Here is a 14,322-nt window from a genome sequence, read left to right as displayed (position 1 = left end):
GATATAGAAAGAGTTAAGAGATATGAGAAGTTTTAGAGAAATATTAGGTCGTAAAAAAGAAGGTGATACAGAGTTTGATATTGTAGGAATTGGAAATGCGATTGTTGACGTTTTAGCAAAGGTCGATTCGGATTTTTTAAAACAGCAAGGTATGGAACCTGGGACAATGGCATTAATTGATTCTCAACGTGCCAAAGAATTAAAGTCATTATTCAAGCCAGAAAAACAAATGAGCGGTGGTTCTGTTGCAAATACTTGTTTTGTTGCTGCTTTGATGGGGGCGAAAACAGCCTATCTTGGTAAAGTTGCAGATGACAGCTTAGGTAAAAGTTTTGCTGAAGATATTAGACAAGGTGGTGTTTATTTTCCATCCCAACCGTTAAAAACGAGAACCCATCCAGATTTATATACAGCGCGTTCTATTATTTTTGTTACTCCTGATGGGCAACGCACCATGAATACATATTTAGGGGCCTGTACACAATTTAAACCAGAAGACGTTATTGAAGAAGTGATCAGTGCCGCTAAGGTAACTTTTTTAGAAGGTTATTTGTTTGATGGTGATTTAGCACAAAAAGCGTTTTACCAAGCTGCTGATATGGCTCATAAAGCAGATAAAAAGGTGGGGTTAAGTTTGTCTGATCCTTTTTGTGTAAAGCGTCATTTAGAGGCTTTTCAAGATTTTGTATCAACGCGTGTTGATATGGTTTTCGCAAATGAGCACGAAATTTGTGCTTTGTATGAAACTGATGATTTCGAAGTGGCGATTGTGAAAGCGGCTCAAGATGCCCCGATCGTTGTGGTAACACGTGGGGAAAAGGGCAGTGTGATTGTCGCAGATAATGAACGAATTGAGGTTGCTTGTGTCCCTACAGTTGTTGTAGATACAACGGGTGCAGGGGATGCTTATGTTGCTGGATTTTTGGCAGGTTGGACAACTGATCGTACTTATGCTGAATGTGGACGCTTAGGAAGCGTTGTTGCTTCTGAGGTGATTTCTCATTTTGGAGCAAGACCATTACCTGAATTAAAAGAAGTAATGAACTTTTAAAACGCAAAGTTAGCTTGTCCTCTGACGTGATAGAGGATAAAGGTAACTTCTAAAGATATTTATGCTTTGGATAAGGCATAGAGAATTAATTTTATTGGAGAAAATAGAGTATTATGCAAATCCGTAACATTGCCATTATTGCGCACGTTGACCATGGCAAGACAACCTTAGTGGATCAATTATTACAACAGTCTGGGACTTTTCGCGAAAATCAACATGTTGTTGAACGCGCGATGGACAGTAATGATTTAGAACGTGAACGTGGTATTACAATTTTGGCAAAATGTACATCAGTTGTTTGGAACGATGTACGGATTAATATTATTGATACCCCAGGCCATGCTGATTTTGGTGGTGAAGTAGAACGTATTTTATCAATGGTTGATGGTGCAGTGGTATTAGTTGATGCTGCTGAAGGGGCTTTACCACAGACAAAATTCGTTGTTGCAAAAGCATTAAAACGTGGTTTACGCCCAATTGTTGTGGTGAACAAAGTTGATCGTTCTGACGCTCGTGCGGATGAAGTGCATGATGAAGTTTTTGATCTTTTTGCAGCACAAGGTGCCAATGATGATCAATTAGATTTCCCAATGCTTTATGCTTCTGGTCGTCAAGGTTGGGCAGATTATGTTGTTGAGGGTCATAAAGAGGATTTAAGCTCTTTATTTGATTTGATTGTTAAACATGTGCCAGCTCCAAATGTAAATAAAGATGCGCCATTCGCAATGGTTGCTAGTATTTTGGAAGCTGATAATTTCTTGGGCCGTATCCTTACAGGTCGTGTTGAACAAGGCGTTGCAAAAGTTAATATGCCCGTACGTGTGTTACGTGTTGACGGAACAATTGTTGAAACAGGTCGTATCAGTAAGTTATTAGCATTCAGAGGTTTGGAACGAGTCGCTGTTGATGAAGTGCAAGCTGGGGATATTGTTGCGATTGCTGGTCTTTCTGAAGCAACAGTTTCTGAAACCATTGCATCACCAGAAGTAACAGAAGCATTACACGCAGACCCAATTGATCCACCAACTTTATCAATGACTTTCCGTATTAACGATGGTCCTTTGGGTGGTCGTGAAGGTAAGAAAGTTACTTCTCGTCAGATTCGTGAGCGTTTGTTCCGTGAAGTCGAAAGTAACGTTGCAATTAAAGTGACAGATAGTAATGAAAGCGATGCGTTTGAAGTTGCAGGACGTGGCGAATTGCAATTAGGCGTTTTAATTGAAACCATGCGTCGCGAAGGGTTTGAATTAACCATTGGTCGTCCAAAAGTATTGACTCAAATCAACGAAGAGACTGGTGAGAAAGAAGAGCCATACGAAGAAGTTTTGGTTGATGTTGATGAGCCTTATTCTGGTGTTGTGGTAGAAAAACTATCAGTACGTAAAGGCGTTATGCAGGACATGAACCCATCTGGTGGAGGTAAAGTTCGGTTAACTTTTGCGATTCCATCACGTGGGTTAATTGGGTATCACAATGAATTCTTAACGGATACACGTGGTACTGGGATTATGAACCGCCTGTTTTCAGGATATGGTCCTTGGGCTGGTGCAATTCCAGGTCGTCGTAATGGATCATTGATTTCTGCTGAAGACGGTGTAGCTGTTCAATATTCTTTGTTCTCCTTACAAGATCGTGGAACATTGTTTGTCAGCAATGGTGAAAAAGTCTATGTGGGCATGATTTTGGGTGAGCATTCTCGTGAAAATGATTTGGATGTAAATCCTGTTAGAGAAAAGAAACTGACCAATATTCGTGCTGCTGGTAAAGACGAAGCTTTATTGTTAGTCCCACCTCGTAAAATGTCTTTGGAACAAGCTATTGCTTATATTGAAGATGATGAGTTGGTTGAAGTGACTCCATCAGCAGTGCGTATTCGTAAGCTTTATTTGAATCCTCACGACCGTAAAAAGAATACGCGCCAAAAAAGTGCTTAATTCTTGTAACTAAATGTTAAAAAGCCATCTTAATTCATTTTAAGATGGCTTTTTTTGTAACAAATTGTATGATAATAAACCTATGGTTTTACAGTGTTTTTTGTAAATATGACGAGAATATGCCATTTTATAATTTTTAAACAAGGCAATTTATTCTAAATAAGATTAAAATATGGCGCAGTTGTAAAAAATCGTAACAAAACCTTAACTTTATTTTAAGACACATTCAACACATTATGTTAGCTTTTGTTCATGTCGAAACAACATGGTTTTCGATACCGTTTTTTTTAAAGCAATGGTGATATAAATGAAATTATTTTCTCGTCTTTCAACAGTTCTTTCAACTGTAGCAGTATTAGGTTTCGCAGCTCCTGCATTCGCACAAGAAGCAGCTCCAGCACCAGCTCCTGCTCCAGCAGCAGCTCCTGCAGAAGCAGCTCCAGCAGCTCCTGCTGCTCCAGAAGGTAAAGCTCCTGCTCATCATGGTAAAAAAGCTCATGATGGTAAAAAACATGAAGGCAAAAAAGCTCATCATGGTAAAAAAGCTCATCATGGTAAAAAAGCAGCTCCAGAAGCAGCAGCTTCAGAAGCTCCAGCAGCAGAATAATTCTAACTTCTCATAGTTAGTTTTCATAAAAGTGGGATGGGGAAACCTGTCCCACTTTTTATTATGTGTAGTGTAAAATAAATATGAAACACTTTGTTCACTATATAACCCAAAGATATATAAAAGATATTATTGTCTCAGGTTATATTGATTTTGAAAATACACATATTTTCCATCAGGTATATGAGCGATTTTTTTTATTTTGATGTGGTTATCTCTGAAATTTATATGGATAATTACGGCTGTATTTCAGCCAATAAGATCAATAAAATAAATTTGTGATTTGATATTAATCAAGATGATCAATTTGTTTAAATGTCTCTTTATGCTCAACTCTTCAAAACATAATAAGATGTTAAAATCACGCAAGCATCTTATAGCTATACACCTTTTGCATCAGTAGTGTTGATTTACAGTACAGATGATATTGAAAAGAAATTAACGCTTGAGGCAGATAATTTCTTTGGTTTTACGTTTAAATAATTAACTGTAAATCCGATGATATCGATTGCCCAGAGACGTTAGAATCTCATACCCAATTGTATCAACTTGTTGTGCAAGACTATCGATAGGATGGTGATCGCCAATAATTTCAATTTTATCGCCGACCTGTAGTGCTGTGTCAGGAAGCTCAGTAATATCTACACATAACGAATCCATGGAAACACGCCCCAATAACGCAAGGGGTATTTTGGGAAATTGTGGGCTGAGAGCAGAGATTTTATTACTAAATGCGCGGAAAAATCCATCTGCATAACCAATAGAAATCCAAGCAAGACGCATATCTTTTGGAGCGGTAAAAGTGGCTCCATAACCAATAAATGCACCTTTAGAAATATGGCGTAACTGAATAATAGTTCCTTGTAAAGAAATGACACTTTGCATTGGGTTGGGTTGCCCAGGTGTTGGATTTCCCCCATATAATGCCACTCCTGGTCTTACCAAGTCAAAATGCCAGTCTTGCCCGAGAAAAATACCACTGGAAGCAGCAAGGCTGGCACGACAATTGGGAATTTGTTGTTTAATAGCTTGGAATCGCTCAAGTTGCTGGCGATTTGCTGGATGAGTTGGCGTGTCAGCACAGGCCAGATGACTCATGATTAGACTAGGTTGAAAAACCCCCCAGTTGCGTTGTTGTAAATTACTTAATTCTTCCTCTTCAATTCCAAATCGAGACATACCCGTATCAAACTGAACTCCAGCAGAATAGGAAGTATTACGGTCATTACATAATTTTAACCAATGATGAAGTTGGTTAATATCATTCAGAATAGGCGTTAAATGATGTTTGATAAAAAGTGATTCGGTACTGGGTGGAAGGCCGTGTAGGACGTAAATAGTATAATCTTGGTTGAGAATACTGCGTAAAGCTATTCCTTCATCCAAGTGTGCGACAAAAAAATCTTTACACCCAGCCTTTGCTAATGCTTTAGCAATTTCGATCATTCCTAGTCCATAGGCGTTGGCTTTCACAACAGCCCCACATTGAGCGGAGCTTATTCTCTTTTGTAAATAATGATAGTTTTGCACGATAGCAGAAAGATCAATATAAAGTTCAGCCCCAGCATTTTGCGTAAATAATGTAGGGTCAACAAAAGGGTAAGGTTGTGACATACAAATTGCCTATTCTATTTTAATTATTTAGGAATTCCCAAGGTTGTAGAATGCTCAAAATGAAGTGCAAGCTCGGGGCGAACAACAGAATAAATCGCATGAGCTGCCATAGCACATTCACTGAAACCTTGCAGGATTAACTTTAATTTTCCAGGATATTGCACAATATCTCCAACTGCATAAATGCCTTCTTTGTTAGTTTGCAATGTGCTTTGATTAACAGGAATACGGCCTTGAACAGTTTCTAGGCCCCATGATTGCAAAGGACCAAGATCAGTTGTGAGGCCAAAGAAAGCTAATAGATGATCTGCCTTAAGTTTTTGTATCTCTCCGTCCATGGAAATAACGTCAACTTGGGTCATAGCCCCGTGCTCGCCATGAAGTTGGTGTAATTGATAAGGAACCATTTTTTTAATTTCGCCCTTTGCAATTGCTTGATCAAGGCGGCATAGGCTTTCTGGGGCAGCACGGAAACGATCCCTACGATGAACAAGGGAAATAGAGCTAGCTTTGTCTTTAAGGGCTAAAGCCCAATCCACAGCAGAATCACCACCACCAGCAATGACAATATCTTTGCCAATGAATTGATCACTGTAACGCACATAATAATGTACGTTCCCTGATTTTTCATAAAGTTCTATGTCAACGAGTGGAGGGCGATTAGGACCAAAAGCCCCTGCACCCGCAGCAATAATCACTGCTTTGGCATGAATTTCATCGCCTTTATGGGTGATAAGGGTAAAATTGCCTTTTTCCCCTTTAAGCTCTACCACCGTTCTTGACAGAAGGCGTGGTACAGAAAAAGGCTCAATTTGTTTTTCCAAAGAATCAATTAAAGATTGAGCAGTAATAGAAGGGTGGGCTGGAATATCATAAATCGGTTTTTCTGGGTAAAGAGCTGAACATTGCCCCCCTACATGTTCCAATGTATCAATCAAGGTACAAGCCATTTTGAGCATGCTGCATTCAAAAGCAGTAAATAGTCCAGTTGGACCTGCACCAATAATGGCGACATCAGTAGAGATAGAGGACTTTGTCATAGTTTGGACCTTTAACACTGTGGAACTATAAAATATTTATATTTTAATATATGAATTTTGAACAATATATACCGATTAATAAATGTGATACGGGTGAATATATATCATGTTTTCAGTAATCAGGGAAAGAGACGAAACGTGGGGCACAGAAGATAAATGAAAATCACGATCATAAGAGGTTATTTTTAAAGACGTTAAGATGGATATTATGCATTTTTTATAAACTCATATAGTTAAAAATAAATAATGTTTGATCGTCTTGTTAGTCATTATAAAAATTTTATATACAGGTATGTATGCCCATATTGTTTCCGTAGAGAACCTAGCCATATTATTTAATTATCACTGTTAATGGAGAGTATCATCCGAGAAGATTTCTTGTTATTTATTTGGACATTTTGTGCTTTCAGATTTGATTGTATTGATTAAAATCAAACTGGTTTATTAAGTAATAATTTTTTTATAATAACTTCCATTTATAAACTAATATCTGTAACACTTTTTATAATTGTTAGATGCAAGTATATGATGAAAAGAGCTATTTGATGGTAATCGTTGTTGGATAAGGATACTAATGAGGATGGATGAGTTGATATATTCGTTACCAGACTTAAAGGCGACCGAGCTATTAGCCAAAAAGATAGCGTCTTTTATAAAACCACACGATTCTATCTTATTATATGGACCGTTAGGTGTAGGTAAAACGTCTTTGGCACGTGCATTGCTAAGGGTTGTGTGTAGAGATCCTTATATGGAGGTTCCCAGCCCTTCATTTACTTTGGTACAACAATATGACACATTTGAGTTTTCGTTGTATCATTACGACCTGTGGCGCCTTAATCATGAAGATGATTTAATAGAGCTTGATTGGGAAGATGCCAAAGAAGGTGTGACCTTGGTGGAATGGCCAGAGCGTTTGGGCTCTTTGATACCAGACAATGCTTTACAAATCCATCTTTCCATCCAATCTGAAACATTAAGGCATGCCAGATTAACAGGGTGGCCCGATCGTTTATCTCTTTTATCAGTTTAATGAATTATATCAGGAATAAGGGGATGGCATGAATTTAGTTTCAATACCGTTTAATATGCCTTTTTTAGAAATATTGGCTAAACGGTGGATGACTGAGGTTCAAAATCAACCCGATATGATTCGCCAAGGCATTATTCTTGTTCCTAATCAAAGAACCGTCAAAGCTCTGATCGATACGTTCCTTAGGATCACCAAAGGTAAGCCGATTTTACTTCCTAGAATTATGTCAATTGGTGCAATTGATGAATCGGCATTAATCTTAAAAGGTGAGCACGTTTTTTCTCTGCCACCTGCTGTTGATCCGATTTTGCGAACCTCACTCTTAACTAAACTGATTATGCGGATGGATCAGTCCTTAGAACATAAAGAGCAAGCAGGGGAAATATGGAAACTGGCTTGTTCTCTTGCGGAATTAATGGATGAAGCTGAATGGGCAGATTGTAGTTTACATGAAGCATTGCCAAAAGCCGTGGACGGAGAATATGCAGAGCATTGGCAAAATATTTTAAAGTTTTTAACAATTATTACTGATATCTGGCCACAATGGTTATTAGACAACCAAGTAATGAATCCTATTGCCAGAAAGGTTGCTTTATTGCGTATCCAAGCGCATTACTGGCAAGAGTTGGGATCAAATGAACCTGTTTGGGCGGTGGGATTCATTGATGCCCGTCCTGCGGTAGTCGAGTTGCTGTCTTCAATAATGCAAATGTCTAAGGGAAAGTTAATCGTAACGGGTATCCAAGAGGACTTACCCGAAGACATATGGAGTGATTTATCTTTAACGCATCCTTATGCAGAAATGGCAAAAATGTTTACTGCCTTGGGGGTCAAACGTTTTGATTTTCAAATTTGGCAAGATGAAGAGACAAGATTGGTTCCTTTTGAGCGTGTAAAAGCGTTTCAACAGACTTTATTGCCCGCAGAATTACTTGATCAATGGCTTGCTGATCAGGATACAGTGTCCTTACCAAATTGTTATTTATCAGAACCCAGGGATCAACAACAAGAAGCAGTCTCTATTGCGTTAATAATAAGGGATGCTTTGAAACAACCTGAAAAGATAGTGGCTTTGGTGACGCCTGACCGTAATTTAGCTATGCGAGTAGCGTTAGAGTTAGGACGTTGGGGTATTGTCGCGGATGACAGTGCGGGCGAGCCTTTATATAAAACGCCAGCTGCAATTTTATTAAGTCTGTTGACCAGAGCTTGTATTGAGAAATTTACACCAGTTTCTTTACTTTCTTTGTTAAAACACCCTTTTGTATGTTGTGGATATGTTCATAAGACTTGTCGTGAATATACACGTCTTTTAGAGGTTAATATTTTACGGCAATTTGCTGCTTCGGGGCTAGAGACGATTGGATATGCGACGCGCCAAAGAATTGCAGAACTAGAGCTTTCTCATCCTGAATATTTAGGCGAGCAATCAACTCAATTTCTAGCTCATGCTTCTGAGATTTTAAATTTGATCCATTTATTGGAAAGATTTATGGCACCTTTACTCGAAGGTGCATATAAGCGTTCGGCAGATCAGTGGGCGATTGCTTTGGTTGAAGTGGCAGAAGCATTAACTTCAAATGTTGAACAAGCAGGTGAAGAACTTTTATGGACTGCTGAAGAAGGAAATGCTTTGGCTGAACATTTACGCAATATCATAGCTGAGGCTCAGATTCTAGCCGACATTACGTTACAAGAGTTCGAGGGGATTTTAAACGCATCTTATACAGGGATGATTGTGCATACGCGCCGAGTTTTGCGGGGGCGAAAAGATAAAGAGCTTCATCCCAGAGTTTATATTTGGGGATTAATTGAAGCGCGGTTGCAGGTTGTCGATATGGTTATTTTGGGTGGATTATCTGAAGGGGTGTGGCCTCCTGTGATTGATTCTGGCCCTTGGATCAGCAGACCGATGCGTACCAAAATGGGGATCCCTTTGCCTGATGCCGAGGTCGGACGTTCAGCCTATGATTTTATGCTTCTTTGTTGTTCGGTGCCTGAGATTGTTTTGTCAGTACCTTTACAAAGGGATAATGCCCCTGTTGTGCCATCGCGTTGGATTACGCGCTTAAAAGCATGGCTAAAAGGTCGAGATGGGGTTATAGTGGAACATCCTGCTTTATCATGGGCAAAATTATTAGATCAACCCAAAGGAGCCGCAAACCCTATTGCTCCACCAAGGCCGACACCACCGTTGGTATGGCGACCTAAATCAATTTCGATTACCGATGTCGAATATTGGCTTAAAGATCCTTATGAAATTTACGCCAAGCGAATTTTAAAACTTAGAAAAATAGTAGGACTTGAAGAAGACCGTTCCGCCAGCATCTTTGGAAATGTTGTGCACGACGGGTTAAAAAGAGCCTATCAGCAAATTGGTTGGGATGAAGGTAAAGTTCAAGAATGTATGATTCAAGCCTTGGAGGAAAGACGAGATATTATCCCGTCTATGCGTGAATGGTGGCGTTCTCGAGTTCTTAAAATTGCTCAATGGGTATATGCTCAGGAACAAGAACGTCGTAATCAAAAGAATTTTGGTTGTGTTTATTCAGAAATATCGGGCTCTTATGATTTTTCCGAGGAGACAGGGATTGCCTTTACGTTGCGTGGAATAGCGGATCGTATTGATTTAAATTATGATGGCACTATCGAGATTTTTGATTATAAAACTGGTCAAGCGCCATCAATTGAAAGCGTTCAAAAAGGGAACTCGCCACAGCTGATATTAGAAGCTGTGATGGCTTATCGCGGTGCCTTTGGTCCAAATCTTGCAGATAAAATTATTATCCAACTTTATTACTGGAGTCTTAAAGGAGGATTGGATAATGACAAGCAAATTAAGATTGGGAAAAAAATCAAAGATAAATCTGGGCAAGAGGTTTCTATTGAAGCAAACATATCTCAACTAATGCAAGATCATTGGCAAGCATTAATTCGTCTTATCCAACGTTACAATGATCCTAAGCAGCCTTATTTATCTCGTCCTCGCCCGTATTTGTTTGATAAGTCTTCTAGTGGTGGGGTTCCACGATTTGGTGATTATGTGCATCTGGCCAGAGTGCTAGAGTGGAGCAGCATGGCAGAGGGGGAATGATGCAGCTTGAATTTTCAATGACAACACCAGTTGATGAGGCCAATGCACAACAAAGGCTGGCATCAACACCGACGATTTCTGTATTTGTGTCAGCCTCTGCGGGCAGCGGTAAGACAAAGTTATTAGTGGATCGCCTATTACGGTTGATGTTGCCCAGAAAAGGGCGAGATGGCACGTTACAACCAGGCACACATCCTCAAAAAATCCAATGTTTAACCTATTCCAAAGCAGCAGCAGCAGAAATGGCAATTCGTTTACAGCATAAACTTAGTGAATGGGTAGGCTATTCTGAACAAGAGTTAAATCAAGCTTTGTCGGATTTACAAATAGTACCTGATGAAGCCATGCGTAAGGCTGCACGTGCATTATTTGCCCAGGTGCTGGATTTGCCAGGGGGAATGCGTATCGAAACTAATCATGCGTTTTGTCAGTCAATCTTACAACGATTTCCTTTGGAAGCATCAATTAATCCTCAATTTAAAATTATTGAAGAAGGGGATAATATTCTTGCATTTAAGCAAGCTTTTGATGAAAAAATCCATTTGGCTTCAAAGCACGATATTCAACTTTTAAGTCCTATGGTAAGCAGTCAAAATTTCTTGGAGATTTTACAAGAACTGCAACAAAATCAACGGTTTTTACCTGATGTTTTTCGATTAATAGAGCAGGGTAATTTTGATGTATATCTGCGTGAATTATTACAACTTTCCTACGCCAGTAAAATAGACTATTTACATGCTGTTTGTCAGGAATGGCGTGATGAGAAAGAATTTAAATCTTACTTCGAACAAGCTGTTGCTGCAAATGCGAAAAGCCTGAATAAGATTGGTGAATTTGGTTTACAATGGTTGGCAGAACCAGCTGCGCAGCGTGTTGCTTTGTGGGATGTATTAACAAATTGCTTTTTAACACAGAAAAATGAAATAAAATCAATCAAAGGAAATAAAACGGATGATCCCGATATTGCGGCTTATTTTGTTAATCAAGGGGAATATATTCTGGAAGTTATTGATCAGTTAAATCGATATAGTGTTTATGAATATACCTTGGCGTTAATGCGTGTTTTTGCGCCTATCTGGCAACGCTATCAAGAAATTAAGCGTAACCAAGGGGCTTTATATTATAATGATTTAATTGCTTATACATTAGTCTTGTTAGATGATCCTGGTTCTGCTTGGGTATTATATAAACTTGATGGTGGGTTGGATCATATCTTGTTGGATGAGGTTCAGGATAACTCTGCCGAGCAATGGAAAATAGCTGCGGATTTATCTACAGAATTTTTTTCTGGTATTGGGCGTGACGAGGATCAATCACATCCTAGAACAGTTTTTGCGGTGGGGGATTACAAGCAGTCGATTTATTCTTTTCAAGGCGCTAAACCTCAAGAATTCTTATACTGGCATAAAATCTTCAAACAAACGGTAATGCAGGCGGATCAATTATGGGAGGATCCTCAGTTAAGGGTTTCTTTTCGTTCCAGTCAGATCATTTTAGATTTTGTTGATCATGTTTTTGATCCAAAACAAGGACTTGCAGGGTTATCAGGGGAAGATAAAGACAGTCAAATTCTTTCTCATCGTTCTGCACAACTAGAAGCACCAGGTCGAGTGGATATCTGGCCATTAACTCGCATTGATGCCTTGGATCAAGATGGGGCAATGCAGTTATGGCAACCATTAACGAAAAATCAAAAATATCAAAGTGCAGAACTCATATTAGCTGATACACTGGCTGATTGGATTTCTCAACAAATTGGCAAAGTGCCTTCTTATGGGGGCAAGCCTATTCAAGCTGGCGATATTTTAATTCTTATTCGTAAAAGATCTCTGTTTTCCAAAGCGCTTATTCGTGCCTTGAAATCTAAAAATATTCCTTTGGCAAACTTGGTTAAAACGCAATTGTTGGACCAGCTCGCTGTTCAAGATTTGCTTGTTTTATGCGAGGTCTTATTGTTGCCTCAAGATGACTTGGCGTTGGCGTGTGTATTAAAATCTCCTTTGGGGGGGGTAAGCGAAGAAAGCTTGATGGCCCTGGCTGTACCACGAAAAAATGGGCAGAGCCTTTGGGGAACTTTGTTTATAAGGCATAAAGAAAGAGAAGATTGGTCGGCCGTCTGGAAAATGCTGTCTAGCCTATTTCTGCGTATTGACTTTGTAACACCTTATGCATTGTTGGTAGAAATCTTGGGTGAACATCAAGGGCGTACAAGGTTATTGGCACGATTGGGTGGAGAGGCTATTGAAGCAATTGATGAGTTGCTCTCTCAAGCACTACATTACGAAACGCTTCATACGCCTTCTTTGCAAGGGTTCTTATATTGGTTGAAGCAATCCGAACGCATGATTAAAAATGAAGCTGAATCAACGATCGATATGGTGCGTATTATGACGGTGCATGGTGCCAAAGGGCTTCAAGGGCGCCTGGTTATTCTACCTGATACAATGAACCCTGCAGTGAAACAAGGAGGATTCCAGTCAGACAAAGTGTTAATCTGGAAAAAAGATCTATCTCGTGGGATGACAGTGCCTTTATATATTCCGCAAAAACAGTTTGATATTGCTGAAAGTCAGATGGATAAAGATGAAAAAAAATTAACGGCTGAGGCTGAAAGCAATCGGCTATTATATGTAGCGTTAACGCGTGCCAGCGAGTGGTTATTAATTTGTGGTTGGCAAAAAACAGTTTCTGAGGATAAAGAGTTACCTATAGGAAATTGGTATAAACATAGTGTTGCGGCACTACGCGAATTAAATGCATATTCACGTGATTTTACCAAAGGATGGGAGGGCGAGCATTTATGGATTGAGCAGAAGCTTGCAGTTGCAACATCTTTTGTTAAGGACAACATTATTAACAAGGTTCAAAACCTAACAAAACTTCCTGATTGGATGGGACAGGACAATAATTGGATTGCCACTCCACTGCCTTCTGAAAAAATATCAACAACGCATTTAGCTCCTAGTCGCCCAGAAGGAATAGAGTTAGGGGATATTCCCTCGTTTATATCTCCTTTGCAGACTAAGGCTAAAAGAGACCCATTATATAGAGGCCGTTTGGTACATCAGCTTTTACAATATTTACCTGATTGTCCATCAGAGCAACGTGCAGCTATTGCATTACAGTGGTTAAAGCCTTTGGAAAGTCAATTTTCCACTAAGGAAATACAAAAATTGATTGAGCAGGTGTTGAATATTATTACGCATCCTTTGCTTCACTCTTTGTTTGATCAACAAAGTTTGGTAGAGCAACCTTTGGTTGGGATGGTTAATGGAATAGTGATTACGGGTCAAATTGATCGGATGCGTATCTTATCAGATCAGATTTTATTATGTGATTTTAAGTCGGGTCGTAAAATTCCTCGAGAGGCAGAGGATGTCCCTGTTATTTATTTAAAGCAAATGGCAGCTTATTGGTCTTTATTGACCATGATGCATCCTAAACATCAAATAAACCCTTTGATTGTCTGGACAGATATAGCTAAAATCATGATCTTACCCAAGGAGTTATTGCTCAATTATATACCAAGTGGAAAAGATAGGCTTTCTTGATTTCGAAATAATCGCTATTATGTATAAAGTAATAAATATTGATTCGATTTATGTAAAAGGAATTTATAATGGGTGAATTTACAAAGGCAGTTACAGATGCTTCTTTTGAAGCAGATGTTTTAAAATCTTCAAAGCCAGTATTGGTTGATTTTTGGGCAGAATGGTGTGGCCCATGTAAAATGGTTGCTCCAGTATTAGAAGAATTAGCTAAAGAAATGGGTGATCAATTAACGATTGCTAAGGTTAATGTTGAAGAAAGCCCAGATGCACCTACAAAATTTGGCGTGCGCGGTATTCCAACAATGATTTTATTCAAAGACGGTGTTCCTGTGGCAACCAAAGTAGGTGCTTTACCAAAAGATAAATTAAAAACTTGGATTGAATCTGCTATATAAGTT

Annotated in this window: 9 protein-coding genes; 7 read left to right on the top strand and 2 right to left on the bottom strand. The window is 39.1% G+C overall.

The features are described 5' to 3' along the window. Positions 1-22: 22 nt before the first annotated feature. From COMX_RS09575 to COMX_RS09565, 3 genes are all read left to right on the top strand, one after another. Entirely contained in the window at positions 23-1,051 is a 1,029-nt protein-coding gene (locus tag COMX_RS09575) for an adenosine kinase (RefSeq protein ID WP_051462097.1), read from the top strand. Positions 1,052-1,164: 113 nt separating this feature from the next. After that, a complete protein-coding gene (gene typA, locus COMX_RS09570; RefSeq protein ID WP_034340594.1) occupies positions 1,165-2,985 on the top strand; it encodes a translational GTPase TypA in 1,821 nt (606 codons plus the stop codon). A 307-nt stretch (positions 2,986-3,292) separates the two neighbouring features. Further along, positions 3,293-3,592, top strand: coding sequence for a hypothetical protein (locus tag COMX_RS09565; RefSeq protein WP_034340591.1), 300 nt, complete (start codon positions 3,293-3,295; stop codon positions 3,590-3,592). Positions 3,593-4,075: 483 nt separating this feature from the next. Here COMX_RS09565 and alr read toward each other — a convergent pair whose 3' ends face one another. Both alr and COMX_RS09555 read right to left on the bottom strand, forming a co-directional pair. Next, complete coding sequence (gene alr, locus COMX_RS09560) at positions 4,076-5,206, bottom strand: alanine racemase (RefSeq protein ID WP_034340589.1); 1,131 nt, start codon at positions 5,204-5,206, stop codon at positions 4,076-4,078. Between the two features lie 23 nt (positions 5,207-5,229). After that, positions 5,230-6,246: an NAD(P)/FAD-dependent oxidoreductase gene (locus tag COMX_RS09555; protein ID WP_034340588.1), complete on the bottom strand. Its 1,017-nt coding sequence runs from the start codon at positions 6,244-6,246 to the stop codon at positions 5,230-5,232. Between the two features lie 580 nt (positions 6,247-6,826). Here COMX_RS09555 and tsaE point away from each other — a divergent pair. From tsaE to trxA, 4 genes are all read left to right on the top strand, one after another. Next, positions 6,827-7,279, top strand: a complete 453-nt coding sequence (gene tsaE / locus COMX_RS09550; protein ID WP_051462096.1) for a tRNA (adenosine(37)-N6)-threonylcarbamoyltransferase complex ATPase subunit type 1 TsaE — start codon at positions 6,827-6,829, stop codon at positions 7,277-7,279. 28 nt (positions 7,280-7,307) lie between these two features. Continuing rightward, positions 7,308-10,373 (top strand): double-strand break repair protein AddB, encoded by a 3,066-nt coding sequence (gene addB / locus COMX_RS09545; RefSeq protein WP_034340583.1) that lies wholly within the window; start codon positions 7,308-7,310, stop codon positions 10,371-10,373. Continuing rightward, positions 10,370-13,924, top strand: a complete 3,555-nt coding sequence (gene addA / locus COMX_RS09540) for a double-strand break repair helicase AddA (RefSeq protein WP_084051599.1) — start codon at positions 10,370-10,372, stop codon at positions 13,922-13,924. The genes addB and addA overlap by 4 nt, the downstream gene beginning before the upstream one ends. A gap of 68 nt (positions 13,925-13,992) precedes the next feature. After that, on the top strand, positions 13,993-14,319 hold the full coding sequence (gene trxA / locus COMX_RS09535; RefSeq protein WP_034340569.1) for a thioredoxin: 327 nt from the start codon (positions 13,993-13,995) through the stop codon (positions 14,317-14,319). Positions 14,320-14,322 lie beyond the last annotated feature (3 nt).

The organism is Commensalibacter papalotli (ex Servin-Garciduenas et al. 2014) (assembly GCF_000527695.1).
In the GTDB taxonomy this organism is placed as follows: Bacteria; Pseudomonadota; Alphaproteobacteria; order Acetobacterales; family Acetobacteraceae; genus Commensalibacter; species Commensalibacter papalotli.
Note: the sequence above shows the minus strand (reverse complement) of the source record. Positions and strands in the feature narration are given on the sequence as shown.